At 69.4% G+C, this 15,826-nt stretch carries 14 protein-coding genes and 1 pseudogene; 10 read left to right on the forward strand and 5 right to left on the reverse strand.

Annotated features, from left to right (window positions below):
• Positions 1 to 151 precede the first annotated feature (151 nt).
• Both D0C15_RS03945 and D0C15_RS03950 read left to right on the forward strand, forming a co-directional pair.
• The gene (locus D0C15_RS03945) at positions 152 to 982 is read left to right on the forward strand and encodes an LLM class F420-dependent oxidoreductase (RefSeq protein WP_116041104.1); all 831 of its coding nucleotides are present in this window, start codon (positions 152 to 154) and stop codon (positions 980 to 982) included.
• A 125-nt stretch (positions 983 to 1,107) separates the two neighbouring features.
• Positions 1,108 to 2,097 (forward strand): TIGR03557 family F420-dependent LLM class oxidoreductase, encoded by a 990-nt coding sequence (locus D0C15_RS03950; RefSeq protein WP_116040963.1) that lies wholly within the window; start codon positions 1,108 to 1,110, stop codon positions 2,095 to 2,097.
• Positions 2,098 to 2,118: 21 nt separating this feature from the next.
• Here D0C15_RS03950 and kstR read toward each other — a convergent pair whose 3' ends face one another.
• A complete protein-coding gene (kstR, locus tag D0C15_RS03955) occupies positions 2,119 to 2,754 on the reverse strand; it encodes a cholesterol catabolism transcriptional regulator KstR (protein WP_116040964.1) in 636 nt (211 codons plus the stop codon).
• Positions 2,755 to 2,904: 150 nt separating this feature from the next.
• On the opposite strand from kstR, the gene D0C15_RS03960 reads away from it, so the two are divergent.
• Positions 2,905 to 5,100 carry an acyl-CoA dehydrogenase family protein gene (locus D0C15_RS03960; protein WP_116041105.1) on the forward strand — a complete coding sequence of 732 codons (2,196 nt, stop codon included), beginning with the start codon at positions 2,905 to 2,907 and terminating at the stop codon, positions 5,098 to 5,100.
• On the opposite strand, the gene D0C15_RS03965 is transcribed toward D0C15_RS03960, so the two are convergent.
• On the reverse strand, positions 5,057 to 6,316 hold the full coding sequence (locus tag D0C15_RS03965) for an alpha/beta hydrolase (RefSeq protein WP_116040965.1): 1,260 nt from the start codon (positions 6,314 to 6,316) through the stop codon (positions 5,057 to 5,059). The genes D0C15_RS03960 and D0C15_RS03965 overlap by 44 nt on opposite strands.
• 103 nt (positions 6,317 to 6,419) lie before the next feature.
• On the opposite strand from D0C15_RS03965, the gene D0C15_RS03970 reads away from it, so the two are divergent.
• The 7 genes and pseudogenes from D0C15_RS03970 to D0C15_RS03995 all read left to right on the forward strand — a co-directional run bounded on the left by D0C15_RS03970 (position 6,420) and on the right by D0C15_RS03995 (position 13,550).
• Positions 6,420 to 7,823: a WS/DGAT/MGAT family O-acyltransferase gene (locus tag D0C15_RS03970; protein WP_116040966.1), complete on the forward strand. Its 1,404-nt coding sequence runs from the start codon at positions 6,420 to 6,422 to the stop codon at positions 7,821 to 7,823.
• Between the two features lie 101 nt (positions 7,824 to 7,924).
• A pseudogene (locus tag D0C15_RS34925) lies at positions 7,925 to 9,016 on the forward strand (acyl-CoA dehydrogenase family protein); the annotation flags it as partial.
• An 81-nt stretch (positions 9,017 to 9,097) separates the two neighbouring features.
• A complete protein-coding gene (locus D0C15_RS34930; RefSeq protein ID WP_245975568.1) occupies positions 9,098 to 10,279 on the forward strand; it encodes an acyl-CoA dehydrogenase family protein in 1,182 nt (393 codons plus the stop codon).
• A gap of 8 nt (positions 10,280 to 10,287) precedes the next feature.
• Entirely contained in the window at positions 10,288 to 11,253 is a 966-nt protein-coding gene (locus D0C15_RS03980; protein WP_116041106.1) for a bifunctional MaoC family dehydratase N-terminal/OB-fold nucleic acid binding domain-containing protein, read from the forward strand.
• A complete protein-coding gene (locus D0C15_RS03985; RefSeq protein ID WP_116040968.1) occupies positions 11,250 to 11,672 on the forward strand; it encodes a MaoC family dehydratase in 423 nt (140 codons plus the stop codon). Before D0C15_RS03980 ends, D0C15_RS03985 begins: the two co-directional genes overlap by 4 nt.
• Positions 11,669 to 12,844, forward strand: coding sequence for a lipid-transfer protein (locus D0C15_RS03990; protein ID WP_116040969.1), 1,176 nt, complete (start codon positions 11,669 to 11,671; stop codon positions 12,842 to 12,844). Before D0C15_RS03985 ends, D0C15_RS03990 begins: the two co-directional genes overlap by 4 nt.
• 100 nt (positions 12,845 to 12,944) lie before the next feature.
• A complete protein-coding gene (locus tag D0C15_RS03995; RefSeq protein WP_245975552.1) occupies positions 12,945 to 13,550 on the forward strand; it encodes a DUF5134 domain-containing protein in 606 nt (201 codons plus the stop codon).
• A gap of 19 nt (positions 13,551 to 13,569) precedes the next feature.
• On the opposite strand, the gene D0C15_RS04000 is transcribed toward D0C15_RS03995, so the two are convergent.
• The 3 genes from D0C15_RS04000 to D0C15_RS04010 are packed head-to-tail and all read right to left on the reverse strand — an operon-like array spanning position 13,570 to position 15,746.
• The gene (locus D0C15_RS04000; RefSeq protein WP_116040971.1) at positions 13,570 to 14,430 is read right to left on the reverse strand and encodes a MaoC/PaaZ C-terminal domain-containing protein; all 861 of its coding nucleotides are present in this window, start codon (positions 14,428 to 14,430) and stop codon (positions 13,570 to 13,572) included.
• A gap of 10 nt (positions 14,431 to 14,440) precedes the next feature.
• Positions 14,441 to 15,493, reverse strand: a complete 1,053-nt coding sequence (locus D0C15_RS04005; RefSeq protein WP_116040972.1) for a ferredoxin--NADP reductase — start codon at positions 15,491 to 15,493, stop codon at positions 14,441 to 14,443.
• On the reverse strand, positions 15,486 to 15,746 hold the full coding sequence (locus D0C15_RS04010; RefSeq protein WP_116041107.1) for a hypothetical protein: 261 nt from the start codon (positions 15,744 to 15,746) through the stop codon (positions 15,486 to 15,488). The genes D0C15_RS04005 and D0C15_RS04010 overlap by 8 nt, the downstream gene beginning before the upstream one ends.
• Positions 15,747 to 15,826: the final 80 nt, after the last annotated feature.

Below are 15,826 nucleotides of genomic sequence, written 5' to 3' on the forward strand. Positions count from 1 at the left end.
GACGTTAGGTGCGGGAGATGACCGTCGAAATCGATGGATTGCGCAGTGTCACCAGCTGGGGCAGACGATGGCTGTGCCGGATGACGGACGCGGCCCGATTCGATCAGTGACGGCGGGAATGCGCAGCGCTTCGCTGGTGTTCGACCTTCGTATGGAGTTCGGTGTCTCGACATTCGTGACAGATGAAGGAATCCGCCCCGACGTGCTGGGTGCGGCGCTGGAAACGAGGGGTTTCGACTCGCTCTTCCTCGCCGAGCATTCGCATATCCCGATCAGCCGGGAGAGCCCGTATCCGGGCGGCGGCGACCTGCCCCGCGTGTACTACCGCACGCTTGATCCGTTCGTGGCCTTGACGGCCGCCGCGGCCACGACCTCGCGACTGATCCTCGGCACCGGCATCGCCCTGCAGATCCAGCGCGATGTCATCCACACGGCGAAGGAGGTCGCCAGTCTGGATCTGATCTCTCGCGGCCGGGTCGCGTTCGGTGTGGGCGTCGGCTGGAATTTCGAGGAGATGCGTGATCACGGCACCGACCCGACCACCCGAGGCAAGCTGCTGAACGAGCAGCTCGAGGTGCTCAAGGAGACCTGGACGAAGGAACAGGCGGAGTTCCACGGCGAACTACTCGACTTCGCGCCGTTCTACGCGTGGCCCAAGCCGGTGCAGACGCCACATCCGCCGATCTACATCGGCGGCGAGAGCAAGGGTGCACTCACCCGGCTGGTCGAGTACGGGAACGCGTGGCTGCCCCGCGCGCATACGCCACCGGAGGAGCTCGTGCGCGTCCGGCAGTGGCTGGCGGAGCAGGGCCGCACCGATATCCCGTTCACCATCTTCGGGGCGGGCACCGACAAGGGCCTGCTCGACGGGTACCGCGAGGCCGGCGTCGAGCGGGTGACGTTCCTGCTGAAGACGATGCCCGAGGCCGAGACACTGAGCAAGCTGGACGAGCTGGCGAAGGTGGCCGACGAGTTTCGCTGATCGAGTGTCCGAGAACGTGGCTGTCACCGGCCGATGAGTTACCTGGCCGCGCGTTTTCGGAAGATCCGGTAACACGCGGTAGGTTGGCGGCAGCACAGGATCGGGCGAGCAGGGGAGAGCAACGCGTGGGTGACGTTCAGATCGGGATCGCGGCGGCGCTGGAGCAGTTCTCGCCGCGGGAGTCGATCCGCTTGGCCGCACTGGCCGAGCAGCACGGATTCTCCGGGCAGATGGCGGCCGACCATTTCCAGCCGTGGGTTCCGGCGCAGGGGGAGGCCTCCTTCGTCTGGAGCGTGCTGGCCTCGCTGGCCGAGAACACCACCGGCGACCTCGGCCCCGGTGTCACCTGCCCTTCGTTCCGGCTGCACCCATCGATGGTGGCGCAGGCGGCGGCGACCCTGGAGGCGACCTATCCGGGCCGCACGTGGCTGGGAATCGGCTCCGGTGAGGCGCTCAACGAACACGTCATCGCCGGGTACTGGCCCGAGGCTCCCGAGCGGGTGCGGCGGATGTTCGAGGCGCTCGAGGTCATCACCAAGCTCTTCTCCGGCAAGGACGTCAAGCACAGCGGCGAGTTCTTCAAGCTGCACACCTCCCGGCTGTGGACGCTGCCGGAGGCGCCGCCGCCGATCTACATCGCCTCAGCAGGCCCGTACACCTCGCGTAAAACCGGCGAACTGGCCGACGGACTGATCACGCCCGGTGCCTCGCTGGAGAAGCTCAGCGGAATTCTGGACAACTTCGGCAAGGGTGCGCGCAAGGCGGGCAAGGACCCGGACACCATGCCGAAGCTGCTGCAGGTGCACCTGTCTTGGGCGGCCACCGACGAGCAGGCCTGGGCGAACGCGCTGGATCAGTGGCCCAACGGCGGGATGAAGTTCCCGAAGGCCGACATCCGCTCGCCGTTCGACTTCGAGCAGATGGCGAAACTCGTACGGCCGGAGGACTTCGAGGGCCGCATGGTGGTCTCCTCGGACCCGGACGTGCACCGGGCCGCGCTGCAGAAGTTCGTCGACGCCGGGTTCAACCGGATCTACGTGCACAACGTCGGCCGCAACCAGGACGAGTGGATCGAGACCTTCGGCCGCGAGGTGCTCCCGAAACTGACGGCGTAGCGGCGCCCGCTGCGGGTATCGCTACTTGTCGAGCAGCAGATGCACCGACAGTTCGAGGCGGTTCGCGACGTCGGTGGCCGAGGCCCGGCGGGTCACCCAGGCGACCAGGTTCGCCATCCACACGTCGGCGATGACGTGGAAGACGGCCCGGTCGGACTCGGTCGGGTCGTCGATCCCCATCGCCGCGGCGAACATGTTCTCCAGTTGCCGCCCGACCAGCTCCACCTCGGCCGCGGCCGTGGTGTCGGCGAACATGAAAGCCCGCACCATCGCCTCGGTCAGGTGCGGGTCCCGCTGCATCATCCGGGTGTTGCGCCCGAGCACGAACAGCAGCCGCTCGGTCGGGGTGTCGCCCGGGATCGTGCTCCGGTCCAGTTTGTCCTGTGCCCGCTCGAACTCCCTGGCGAGACCGGAAACCAGCAGGTGGATCTTGGACGGGAAGTAGCGGTAGAGGGTGCCGAGCGCCACGTCGGCACGTTCGGCGACGGCCCGCATCTGGACCGCGTCGTAGCCGCCCTTCGCGGCGAGCGCCAGCGTCGCGTCGATGATTCGCTTGCGACGGTCGCGCTGCGCCGCGGAGCCGAGCTCGTCGCCGCCGATCGCGCCCAGCCCGCCTCGTGCGCGGGCCTGCGTGGCCGCCTTGGGCTTTCCTGCCATCGACGGTTCTCCCTGTTCCGAAACGTGTTCCACTTTGTAGGCACAGCGTACCCAACGTCGTGCAGTCTTCAACTCAAGACCCAACAGTACAGAAACTGAAACACGTTCTATAATTGCGGTCAGCCGGTCACCTCGCCCATGGAGGAGCACGTGCCGATCGCGATCACCCCTGAGCAGCTCGCCCTCGCCGAATCGATCCGCGGCTGGGCCGCCGGCCGGGCCACGACGTCCGCCGTCCGCGCCCGTGAGAACGATGGCGATGCCCCCGAAAGCGCGGACCTGCTCGCCGAACTCGCCCGAATCGGCCTGTTCGCGATGGCGCCGCCCGAGGAGTTGGGCGGCGCCGGAGCGCGGGTTGCCGACGTCGCCGCCGGATTCGCCGAGGTGTCGGCCGCACTCGTGCCGGGACCGGTGTTCGGTGGTGTGCTGGCGGGGCTGCTGCTGGCCAGGGTTCCCGAGTCACCCGTTGCGATGGAACTGGCGCCCGCACTGGCCGACGGAAAGGCCACGGCCGCGGTCGCACTCGACCAGGGCGATGTCGTCGCGGTCCCGGAGCGCAACGCCGGCCTCCTGCTTTCCGGGGACGTGGGGCTCGTGCTCGACGCCGAACCCGGGGCGCACCTGTTCCTGCCCGTCCGGATCGACGACGAGGTCATCTGCGTCGTCGTGGCGCCGGAAACGCCCGGAGTGCGAATCGAGCCCGCGCGACCGCTGGACTTCTCCCGGCGAGTCGCGCGCGTGAGCCTGGATCGGGTCCGGCTTTCCCGCCGCGACGTGCTGCCTGGTGTCGACGACGCGCTGGTCCTCGACCTCGCGGCCACGCTGGCCGCGGCCGATGCCGCCGGTGTGGCGTCCTGGTGCGTGCGCACCGCGGGCGAGTACGCCAGGGTTCGCGAGCAGTTCGGCAAGCCGATCGGCGCGTTCCAGGCGGTGAAACACCTGTGCGCGGAGATGCTCTGTCGTAGCGAGACCGCGGCGGCGCTGGCGTGGGACGCCGCCCGCGCCGCGGACGAACCGCCGGAGCAACGGACCCCCGCGGCCGCGGTCGCTGCCGCGGGTTGTCTGGACGCCGCGGTGGACAACGCGAAGGACTGTGTCCAGGTGCTCGGTGGAACCGGTTTCACCTGGGAGCACGACGCGCACCTGTACCTGCGCCGCGCCATGGTCACCCGGCAGGCATTGGGCGGAACCGACCGGTGGCGCCTGCGGGTGGCGGAGCTGGCGCTGGCCGGTTCGCGGCGCCGTCTCACTCTCGACCTCGGGGACCGCGAAGAAGCCGGCTTCGCCGAGAAGGTTCGGGCGGACGTGCGCGAAATCGCGGAGTTGCCCGTCGGGCGGCGGCGCACAGCCCTCGCCGAGGGCGGTTATCTGGTACCGCACTGGCCCGTTCCCCACGGCCTCGGTGCTTCGCCAGCGCAGCAGCTGCTCATCGAGGCCGAACTGGACAGTGCCGGGGTCAGCAGGCCCGATCTCGTCATCGGCGGCTGGGCGGCACCGACCATCCTGCGACACGGCAGCGACGACCAGCGAGAGCGGTTCCTCGGGCCGACACTGCGCGGGGAGATCACCTGGTGCCAGCTGTTCAGCGAGCCCGGCGCGGGTTCGGACCTGGCGTCACTGCGGACGAAGGCCTCGCGGGTGGACGGCGGCTGGCTGCTGACCGGGCAGAAGGTGTGGACGTCGCTGGCCCGCGAGGCCCACTGGGGGATCTGCCTCGCCAGGACCGATACCACGGTGCCGAAGCACCAGGGGATCACTTATTTCCTCGTCGACATGCGCTCCGCGGGGATCGAGACTCGCCCGCTGCGGGAGATCACCGGCGAGTCCGTGTTCAACGAGGTGTTCCTCGAGGACGTGTTCGTGCCCGACGGCTGTGTGGTCGGCGACGTCGGTGGCGGGTGGAAGCTGGCGCGGACCACTCTGGCCAGCGAGCGAGTCGCACTCGGCAATGGGCCTTCGGTCGGTGCCGCGGTCGAGGGCCTGCTCGCGACCATGACCCCGGCGGCCGGCACAGCCGTGGCCGCGGCCTCGGCGCGGCTGGGCGAACTCATCGCTCAGGGCACCGCGGGTTCGGTGCTGGAGCTGCGTGCGACGTTACGCAGTCTCGCCGGGCAGGAACCCGGCTCCGAGTCCAGTGTGCGCAAGCTGCTGGGGGTGCGACACCGGCAGGATGTGGCGGAGTTCGCGCTCGGGTCGCTTGGAGCGGCCGCGGTCGCGGTGCGGCCCTCGACCGCCGCCGCCCAGCACGAGTTTCTGCTCACCCGCTGCTTGAGCATCGCGGGCGGCACCACTCAGGTGCTGCTCAACGTGATCGGGGAGCGCCTCCTCGGGCTGCCCCGGGACTGACCTGCGCCGGCGTGTGCGTCCGTGCCCACTCCAGGAAGCGGTGCACGCCCCGTACCACGTGTGCACTGCGGATCGAGGGGAAGATGTCGAAAGCGTGCTGCGCACCGGACAGTTCGGCGTAGGCCACCGGCTTCGCCGACGCCGCCCGCAGCCTGCGGACGAACTCCCTGGCCTCGCGCACCGGCACCAGCGTGTCGTGCTCGCCGTGGATCACGAAGAACGGTGGCGCGTTCCCGGTGATCCGGTCCAGCGGAGAGGCCGCGACGTAGTCGTCGAGGAACTCGACTGGATCCTTGCCCACCACGTATTTGGCGAGCACCGTCCGCAGCCTGGCCCTGCTGGCTCGGTCACCGCTGGTCGCGGCGAAGTCGTACACCCCGTAGTGCGGCACGCAGGCCTGCACGCTCGTGTCGGCCTCCGCGAAACCCGGCTGGAGCAGCGGGTCGTTCGCGGTGAGGCCGAGCAGTGCCGCGAGATGCCCGCCGGCCGAACCGCCGGTGACGGCGACGAAGCCGGGATCGCCGCCGTATTCGTGAATGTGCTCCCTGATCCACGCGAGGGCCCGTTTCGCCGCGACGACATGCTCCGGCCAGCGGGCGGCGGGCGAGAGCGGGTAATTGATCGCCACGCAGACCCAGCCGTGACGGGCCAGATAGGTCATCAGCGGGATGCCCTGCCGGTCCTTGTTGCCCACCATCCAGGCGCCGCCGTGCACCTGCAGCAGTACCGGACGTCCCGATCCGGGTTCGACGGGCCGGCGAACGTCGAGCAGGAACCGCTTGCCGCCCGTGGCGTAGGCGATGTTTCGGTCGCGCCGAACCTGGGGGTCGTGCATGCGAAACGGCAGGAGCAGCTGCCGCCACGGAACCGCGAGGTCAGCCGGGTCCGGTTCGTCGCCGTAGTCCGAGCCGAGCGCCTCGGTGAGGGCCTTTTCGACCTCGTCCCTGGCACGGAGCCCGGAACCCACCAGGGTGGCGAGTCCGGCCGCTGAGGCCGCGGCCATCGTGAGTCCGAGCCGGTCGGACCGGCGCAACCCGTTCCGGGCCACATGTGCGGCGCTGTCGGCGGCGGTGAGTGCCAGCAGGTGCGGGGCGAGTTCGGCGGTGAGCCATCCCGCGAAGAAGGCGGGGATCGAGGCCCTGCCGCGTAGCGGGCGCACGGCGTTCGCCGTGAGCGCCAGCTGCAAGGCCCTGCGGAGGCGGAAGTTCGGCTGCACGATGGTCGAGTCTAGATCCTCGAGCTGCGGTAGAACGCGTTGCACGGCTCACAGCGTTTCTGAGCAGTCGGGTCCAGCCGCCATCTCGCATACGCTGAGACCCATGCGCAGACTCAGCGGACTGGACGCGAGCTTTCTCTACCTGGAGACCTCGGCCCAGCTGATGCACGTCTGCGCGTTGATCACCGTGGACCCCGCCACCGTGCCCGGCGGCTACGACATCGAAGCCATGGCGCGACGGCTGGACGAGCGGGTGGCGCTGATCCCGGCGTTCCGGCGCAAGCTGTACAACCCGCTGTGGAATCTGCACCATCCGATCTGGATCGAGGACGACGAGTTCGACCTCGACCACCACCTGCACCACATCGCCGTGCCCGCGCCGGGCGACAGTGCCGAGCTCGCGCGGTTGTGCGCGCACATCGCGGGTCAGCCGCTGGACCGGGGCAGGCCGCTCTGGGAGATGCATGTCATCTCCGGGCTCGAGGACGGCACGGTCGCGGTGCTGGTGAAGATGCACCATGCGAGCGTCGACGGGGTCAGTGGCGCGAACCTCCTGGCCTTTCTCGCGGGCACCGAGCCGGATGCGCCCCCGCCGGACCCCGGGCCCGCGGAAGGCGCTGCAGGCGGCCCTCCGGATGTTCTTTCGCTGCTCAGAGGTGGTCTCGCCGATGTGGCAGGCAGGCCCGTCCAGCTGGCCAAACTGCTGCCCGGCCTGGCGACGATGGTGCCGAAGTGGGCAGGCCGTGCCCTGCGCAGAACCGGAATGCCGGTGCCGTTCACCGCGCCGCGCACCACGTTGAACGGCACCATCACGGGGCACCGCAGCCTCGCCTTCACCCAACTCGACCTGGCCGACGTGAAGACGGTCAAGAACGCTTTCGGGGTCACGGTCAACGACGTGGTGCTCGCCCTGTGCGCCGGTGCGCTGCGGGAGTTTCTCGGCGCGCGCGACGATCTGCCGCCGGATCCGCTCGTGGCGACCGTGCCGGTCTCGGTGCACGACCGCACCCAGCGGTCGACGGGCAGCAACAAGGTGTCGGCCTTCTTCGCCACGCTGCCGACCCACCTTGCCGATCCCGCGGCGCGGGTGGTCCTGCTTGCCGAGCACAACCGGCAGTCGAAGGCTCACCACCACAGCATCGACGCCGACATGCTCCAGGACTGGGCCCAGTTCGCCGGCGCCACGGCGTTCGGTCTCGGGGTGCGGGCGTACTCCGCGCTGCGACTGGCCGAGAAGCACCCTGTCGTGCACAACCTGGTGATCTCCTCGGTCGCCGGTCCACCCGTGCCGCTCTACCTGCTCGGGGCCAGGATCACCGGGCTGTATCCGCTCGGGCCGGTCTTTCACGGTGCGGGACTGAACATCACCGTGTTGTCGAACGCGGGCAAGGTGGACGTCGGCCTGCTCGGCGCCCGTGACCTCGTACCCGATCTCTGGCCGCTGGCCGAGGCGATCCCCAGGGCCATGGCCGAGCTGCTGGAGGCGGCCGCACGGCGGACGGGATAGCGCGGAACCGATACCGGGGCTTGCAGTGATCACCGGTCGTGGTTAAGACTAGAACAGGTTTCAGTTTTGGTCTCGATGACGACGGCAGGTGAGGAGCGGGCGTGGACTTCACTCCGGGCGACGAACAGCGGGCGATCGCCGAGTTGACGGCCGAGATCCTCGACCGCGAGGCCGATCCGGAGCGCGTGGACGACACGGGCTACGACCTGCAGACGTGGCGCGCACTGGCGAAGGCCGGGTTGCTCGCGCTCGCGTTGCCCGCCGAGCTGGGCGGCGACGGCCTCGGCCTTGTCGAGGTCGGTGCCGTACTCACCGAGGCCGGGCGGGCGGGCGCCTCGTTGCCCGCGTTGAGCACGCTGGCGCTGGGACTGCTCCCGCTGAACCAGCTCGGCCGCGCGGATCAGCGCGCGGCCCTGCTGCCCGAGGTCGCGGCGGGAGAATCGCTGCTGACCGCCGCTCTGCACGAGCCATCGGACCCGATGACCACCACGCCACGGACCACGGCGGTCAGCGATGGCCGCCGCTGGCGCCTGACCGGCACGAAGATCGGCGTGCCCTGCGCGGCGGCGTCGGCCCGGATTCTGGTTCCGGCCACGACCGCGAGCGGGCCGGTGGTGTTCCTGGTGGACCCGGCCGCGCAGGGCGTCACGGTGATCACCACCCCGAGTGCGTCCGGAGCCCCCGAACACACTGTGCGCCTCGCGGAGGTCGCAGTGGACGAGGCGGACATGCTCGCCACCGCGAACCGGGGCGAGGCGCTCGAAGTGCTGCATGCCTACGCCCTCGCCGGCGCACTGGCCTTCGGTGAGGGCGTGCTGGCCGGAGCACTGGCACTGACCACCAAACATCTCGGCACCCGCGAGCAGTTCGGCAGGCCCCTTGCGACGTTTCAGGCCGTGGCCCAGCAGATCGCGGACGTCTACATCGCGGAGCGCACCGTGCACCTCGCCGCGATGTCGGCGGCGTGGCGGATCGCCACGGGCCGCGACTGGCAGCCCGACCTCGACGTCGGTGCGTACTGGCTCGCGGAGGAGGCTCCCCGCGCGCTGGCCACCTGTCACCACCTGCACGGCGGGATCGGCGTGGACGTCACCTACCCGCTGCACCGCTACTACGGGCTGATCAAGGACCTCGTCCGGTACGTCGGCGGTCCCGCGGCGCGGCTCGGCCTGCTGGGGGAGCGGGTGGCCGGCTTCAGCGCGACCGGCACCGGCGGCGATCTGGGCAGGACGGTGAGTGCGGTACGGCGCCCGGCCGCGACCGGTGCGCGATCGATGCTCCTGGAACTGACGGCGGCACAACGACAGCTACGCGATGAGCTGCGCCGGTACTTCGCGGATCTGGTCGCGCCGGACGAGCGCGCGGCGATGGTGCGCGAACGACACGGTCCGGTGTTCCGCGACATCGTCCGCAGGATGGGCCGGGACGGCTGGCTCGGCGTGGGCTGGCCGACGGAGTTCGGTGGTCGCGGTTTCGGCGAGATCGAGCAGCACATCTTCGTCGACGAGGCCGCGCGCGCCGACGTGCAGCTGCCATCGGTGACCTTGCAGACCGTCGGTCCCACGCTCCAGCGGTTCGGCACGGCCGAGCAGAAGGCGCGGTTCCTGCCCCGCATCCTCGCGGGTGAGGTGCACTTCGCGATCGGGTACAGCGAACCCGACGCGGGCACCGATCTCGCCGCGATACGGACATCGGCGGTGCGTCGCGACGGCGAGTACATAGTGAACGGACAGAAGATCTTCACCACCGGCGGGCACGACGCGGACTACATCTGGCTCGCCGTGCGCACCGACCCGGAAGCGCCGCGGCACAAGGGAATCTCGATCCTGATCGTGGACACCCGTGATCCCGGCTATTCCTGGACCCCGATCATCACCTGCGATGGCGCGCACCACGTCAACGCCACGTACTACTCCGACGTCCGGGTGCCGGCGGACATGCTGGTCGGTGCGGAGAACGAGGGCTGGAAGCTGATCACCACCCAGCTCAACCACGAGCGTGTGATGCTCGGCCCCGCAGGCCGGATTGGCGGTCTCTACGACCGGGTACGTGCCTGGGCGGCCGCCAGGACCACCGCGGAGGGAACAACCCTGCTGGGGCTGCCCGACGTTCGGGCGGCCCTCGCGGAAACCTTCGCGGTGACCCGGATAAACGAACTGCTCAACTGGCAGGTCGCCGCGGCCGCGGCGGGGGCCGGATCCCCGGCCAGCGAGATCGCGGATGCCTCCGCCACGAAGATATTCGGTTCCGAGCGCATCCAGCGCGTGAGCAGAATTCTGGAGGAAGTCGTGGCGCGGCACGGAGATCCGGCCGATCCGGACACCGCCGAACTGGCGCGGTGGCTGGACACACTGGCCAAGCGCAACCTCGTGCTGACCTTCGGGGGCGGAGTGAACGAGATCCAGCGGGAACTGATCGCCACCGCCGGCCTCGGGTTGCCGAGGGTGCCCCGGTGAGCGCGGACATGACAGTGGACGTGCGGGCCGAGGCGGAGCGGATCGCCGCGCTGGGTGCTTCGGTCCCTCGCGTGGCACGGGATCCGGTGAACCAGGCGATGGTGAACAACTGGGTGGAGGCCATCGGCGACACCAACCCGGTCTACACCGATCCCGCTTCCGCCATCGCGTCGGGGCACAGTGGACCGATCGCACCACCGGCCATGGCGCAGGTGTGGACGATGAACGGTTTGCACGGCACCAGGGCCCCCGACGATCCGCTCGGCGCGATGATGGCCGTGCTGGACGACGCTGGTTACACCTCAGTCGTGGCGACCGATTCCGAGCAGAACTACCACCGTTATCTGTGTCATGGCGAGCAGGTGGCGGCCAGTACCACTCTGGAGAGCGTGGTCGGACCGAAGCGTACGGCACTGGGCGAGGGTTGGTTCGTGACCACCAGGACCGACTGGTTCGTCGGCGAGGAACTGGTGGCGGAGATGATGTTCCGGGTGCTGAAGTTCCGCCCGCCGGACAGCGAGCCCGCGCGACCTGCCGGCCCGCCGCGAAACCCGCGGATCATCGAGGCGGGGGAGCGAGCCGAGGGACAGATCCGGCCGGTGATCAGCGCGGACACGGAGTTCTTCTGGTCGGGTACCCGAGCGGGGGAGTTGCGGATCCAGCGTTGGGGTGACGTGCTGCGGCACCCGCCCGGCCCGGTCGACCCCGGTGGCGACTTCGGCCGTGTACCGGACTACGTGGTGGCGAAGGGAACCGGCACGGTCTTCAGCTACGTCACGCATCATCATCCGCCGGTACCGGGACGACCGCTGCCGTTCGTGGTCGCGCTGGTCGAGCTCGACGAAGGTGTAAGGGTGCTCGGCGAGATCGTCGGCACCACCCCTGACGAAGTCCACATCGGACTACCCGTGGAGGTGGTCTTCCTGCGGATCGACGAGGAACTGACACTGCCTGCCTGGAGGCCCCGCACATGACCCGCACCGAGACGGCCTGGCCCGCACCGGTGGGTACGGAGCTTCCCGAACTGCGGATCGAGGTGACTCCGACCTTCGTGGTCAGCACCGCGATCGCCACGAGGGACTTCCAGGACGTGCACCACGACCGAGACTCCGCGGTGGCGCGGGGCTCGAAGGACATCTTCCTGAACATCCTCACCGACACCGGCCTCGTGCAGCGGTTCGTCACCGACTGGGCCGGTCCGAGGGCGCTGGTTCGCGGGGTGAAGATCCGCCTCGGTGTCCCCTGCTACGCCTACGACACTTTGACGCTGTCGGGAAGCGTCGTGCGGCGGCAAGGTACCGAACTGGTCGTCGCGGTGAGCGGGCGTTGCTCGCTGGGGGAGCACGTCACCGGAACCGTGCGGATCGAACTACCGGACGCGGAGGCCTCATGACATTGCCGGGACGGGCGGCCATAGCCGGAATCGGGGCGACGGAGTTCTCCAAGGACTCCGGCCGCAGCGAACTGCGGCTCGCGGCCGAGGCCGTACGCGGCGCGCTGGCCGACGCGGGACTCACGCCGTCCGATGTGGACGGACTGGTCTCGTTCACCATGGACGCCAACAGTGAGATCGCAGTGGCAAGGGAACTCGGCATCGAGGAACTGTCGTTCTTCAGCCGAATCCACTACGGCGGCGGTGCCGCGGCGGCGACCGTGCAGCAGGCGGCGATGGCGGTGGCCACCGGAGTGGCCGATGTCGTGGTGGCCTACCGGGCGTTCAACGAACGATCCGGCCATCGCTTCGGCCAGGTCTCGTCAGCCGCCGCGCAGCAGGTGAACTCGTCCGGAGTGGACAACAGCTTCCACTATCCGATGGGTATCGCGACCCCGGCCGCGACGGTCGCCATGCTGGCGCGGCGCTACCTGCACGACTACGGCGCCACCAGCGCCGACTTCGGCCGGATCGCGGTCGTCGACCGCAAGCATGCCGCGACCAACCCGAAGGCGTGGTTCCACGGCAGGCCCATCACGCTCGAGGAGCACCAGGCGTCGCGGTGGGTCGCCGAACCACTGCATCTGCTGGACTGCTGTCAGGAGAGTGACGGCGCCGTTGCGCTTGTCGTGACCAGTGCGAGCAGGGCACGGGATCTCCCACATCGGCCTGCCGTGATCGCGGCGGCGGCGCAGGGCAGCGGTCCGGACCAGTATGTGATGACCAGTTACTACCGGGACCGGCTCGCGGCGCTGCCGGAGATGGGTGTGGTGGGCAGGCAGCTGTGGCGACAGGCCGGGATCGGCCCAGGCGACGTCGACGTCGCGGTGCTCTACGACCACTTCACCCCGTACGTGCTCATGCAACTGGAGGAACTCGGCTTCTGCGGCCGGGGTGAGGCCAAGGACTTCATCGCGGGCGACAGGCTGGAACTGCACGGCGAACTGCCGCTCAACCCGCACGGTGGCCAACTGGGGGAGGCCTATATCCACGGGATGAACGGCATCGCCGAGGCTGTCCGGCAGCTCAGGGGCACTGCGGTCAATCAGGTTCCGGACGTGCACAACGTGCTCGTCACGGCGGGTACCGGGGTGCCGACAAGCGGGCTCGTGCTCGCCTGTGACGGCGAGTGAACCCGGCCGGGTAGCGCATTCACCTGCTTGACGGCTGGTGCGGGCGCGCCGTCGGCTGCCACGGTAAGCACGACCGGCGGCGACGGGGAGTGAGATCGTGGTGGCAGGTAGTCATCAGGCGATGGTGTCCTGGCTGCTCACGGTGATCTTCGTGCTCCTGCTGATCCCGTGCGTGCAACGGGTGACCCGGCCCGACGTCCTGCGAACCGGACGCCACCGCGACAGTGACCTGGCTGAACTCCTGCTGACGCTGGCGATGGTGGCCATGTTGTCCCCGGTGGGCGGCCCGATTCCCGCCGCAGGCTGGCAGGCGGTGCTGCTCCTGGTCGCGACGTACTTCCTCTGGGCTTTCCTGCGGGACCGGCGTGTTTCGAGTTTTGCCGGGCACGGTGCGCACGGGCACGGCGGGCACGGGCATGTCGCCAACCACGCCGTTCTCATGTTCTACATGCTCACCGCGATGCCCCACGAGCCTGGCATGTCCCACGGGCCGTGGTTCACCATGGCCGGCATGGACCCCTCGGCGTCCCTCGCGCTTCCCGCGCTCGCGATCGCAGGAGCCGTCGCACTCGCCGCCGACGCTGCGCTGTGCGGCACGCGCCTGGTCAGGAGCAGTGCGGGCGCCGGGGCCTGGTACAGCTCCCGCGAGGCCTACCGCGCCACCATGGGGCTGGGTATGGCCTATTCGCTCGTCGCCGCCATTTGATGTCGTCGCGTTGGCGTTCCTACCGGGTACGCAGGACGGCGTCGGTGAGCACCGGGGCTTCGTCGCGGCCGGGGGCCGTCGTCGTGACCAGGAGGGCGTCGCCTTCGCACCAGACTCGGGTGCGCAGGGCTTCGCCGGGGAACACGATTCCGGCGAACTTCGCGGACCAGGAGCCGATGCGGGTGGCGTCGGCGTCCAGTAGCGCGTCGGTGACGGCCTTCGCGACGATTCCGTAGGTACACAGGCCGTGCAGGATGGGTGCGTCGAACCCGGCGCGGCCGGCGAACTCCGGATCGGCGTGCAGCGGATTCCGGTCACCGCAGAGCCGGTACAGCAGGGCCTGTTGCGGCAGCGTCGGCGTGTCGACCACGACGTCGGGTTGCCGATCCGGGAGCACCACCTGGTCGGAGTTGCCGCGGTGGCCGCCGAAGCCGCCTTCGCCCTTGGCGAAGATGCTCGACTCCGTGGTCCACAGTGGATCGCCGGAGTTGTCGATGACGTCGGTTCGCTGGATCACGACGGCGGCCTTGCCCTTGTCGAGGACATCGGTGATCCGGGACTTCGCCACCGCCTCACCCTCGACGGGAATCGGCCCGTGCACGGTCACCGACTGCCGCCCGTGCACGACTTTCGCCAGGTCCACCTCCACCCCGGGAAAGGACACGGACGGCGGCTCGAACACCCGGAGGTTCGCCGCCACCGTTGCGAATGTCGGCAGTACCCGCAGATCGCGCTCGTAGGCATAACGCAGCTCGCGGCGGTCTGTCGAATCAGCTCCCGCACCTAGCGCGAGGTGATAGAGCAGGACATCCGACGGTGTCCAGCCGAACTTCACCTCGTCCAGTTCGGCGCCGATGGCGACGGCGGGGTCGATGGGCATGTACACACTCCTACTCGTAGCTGACCGACACCTCGTCGGTGAGCGGCACCGACTGGCAGGCCAGTACGATCCCCTCGTCGATGTCCTCGGCTTCCAGTACCTCGTTGTGCAGCATCTTGACCTCGCCCGAGGTGATCCGGCAGGCGCAGGCACTGCACTGACCCTCCCTGCAGGAGAACGGCGCGTCCAGTCCCCGTTCCAGCAACAGGTCCAGCAGCTTGCTCCGGCGCGGCCACGCGAACTCGTGCCGCTCACCGTCGAGCTCCACCTGAACCATCGCGGGCGGGTCCGCACTCGCGCCGTCCGAGCTCACGTCCTCGCCCGCCGGGGCCACCGCGGCGTTCTCGAACGGGTTTCCGCCGAGTGAGACGAACTTCTCCCGGTGGATCCGCGACCTCGGCACATCGAGCGCCTTCAGCGCGGTGGTCGTCGCGGTCATGAACGGGCGTGGCCCGCAGACGAACGCCTCGTGCCCGCTGAACGGGCGCAGCAGCGTCCGCAGCTGTTCGGTGGCCGGCAGCCCTTGCACGCTCTCCAGCCAGTGGATCAGCGTGAGCCGGTCCGGATGTTTCTCGGCGAGTGCGCGCAGATCGTCGCCGAAGATCACCGACCGCTCGTCGCGGTTGGCGTAGACCAGGACGACCTGGCCCGAGCCCTCGGCCAGCGCGGACTTGACGATCGACATCACCGGTGTGATCCCGCTGCCCGCGGCGACCAGCAGCAGGTCGGTGTCCAGGGAGGCCGGGCTGAACACCCCGCTCGGCGCCAGCACCTCGATCTCGCTGCCCGGCCGGATGTTGTCGCAGATCCAGTGCGAGGCATAGCCGCCGTCGGTGCGTTTGACCGTGACCTGCGGCGCGTCGCCGGTGTACGGCGAACTGGACAACGAGTAGCACCGCGCCACCGATCCGCATCGGTCGCTGGGGATCCGGAGGGTGAGGAACTGCCCCGGCCGGTACGCGAGCGCGGCGCGCTGCTCCGGGGTGGGGTCGAAGACGATCGAGCGGGCGTCGGCCGTCTCCTCGATCACCTCGGCCACACGCAGCAGCAACGCCTCACTCACCGGGGCCTCCCAGTTCGCCGTCGCGCGCGGCGCGGGCGATGCTCTCACCCAGCCGTTCACAGGTGTCCAGGAGTGCGGTGTGCCCGCCGTCCGCGATGCGCTCGGCGAAAACAGGGCAGCTGGTGGCCGCGTCGGTGAGCCATTGGATACTCGTATGCTTCGGGCTGTTCTTCTTCACCAGCACGCATGTTCCGCATGTGTCGCAGTCGTGGCTTCGTAGTCCCGCGGAGAGGAACTCGCGCCGGTCGGCCAGCGTGTCGGCCCTGGCCGTCGGCTCACCGAAGGTCGTACGGCCGCCTGGCGGTGGCCCGTGCTGTGTGCCCGTTCCGGCCG

The organism is Amycolatopsis palatopharyngis, from assembly GCF_003385185.1.
Lineage (GTDB): Bacteria > Actinomycetota > Actinomycetes > Mycobacteriales > Pseudonocardiaceae > Amycolatopsis > Amycolatopsis palatopharyngis.

Coding starts and splice junctions, on each gene's coding strand:
- D0C15_RS03945 (WP_116041104.1), top strand. CDS start 152: ATGGAGTTCGGTGTCTCGACATTCGTGACAGATGAAGGAATCCGCCCC.
- kstR (WP_116040964.1), bottom strand. CDS start 2,754: ATGGCAGGAAAGCCCAAGGCGGCCACGCAGGCCCGCGCACGAGGCGGG.
- D0C15_RS03970 (WP_116040966.1), top strand. CDS start 6,420: ATGCGCAGACTCAGCGGACTGGACGCGAGCTTTCTCTACCTGGAGACC.
- D0C15_RS34930 (WP_245975568.1), top strand. CDS start 9,098: ATGCTCCTGGAACTGACGGCGGCACAACGACAGCTACGCGATGAGCTG.
- D0C15_RS03980 (WP_116041106.1), top strand. CDS start 10,288: ATGACAGTGGACGTGCGGGCCGAGGCGGAGCGGATCGCCGCGCTGGGT.
- D0C15_RS03985 (WP_116040968.1), top strand. CDS start 11,250: ATGACCCGCACCGAGACGGCCTGGCCCGCACCGGTGGGTACGGAGCTT.
- D0C15_RS03990 (WP_116040969.1), top strand. CDS start 11,669: ATGACATTGCCGGGACGGGCGGCCATAGCCGGAATCGGGGCGACGGAG.
- D0C15_RS04000 (WP_116040971.1), bottom strand. CDS start 14,430: ATGCCCATCGACCCCGCCGTCGCCATCGGCGCCGAACTGGACGAGGTG.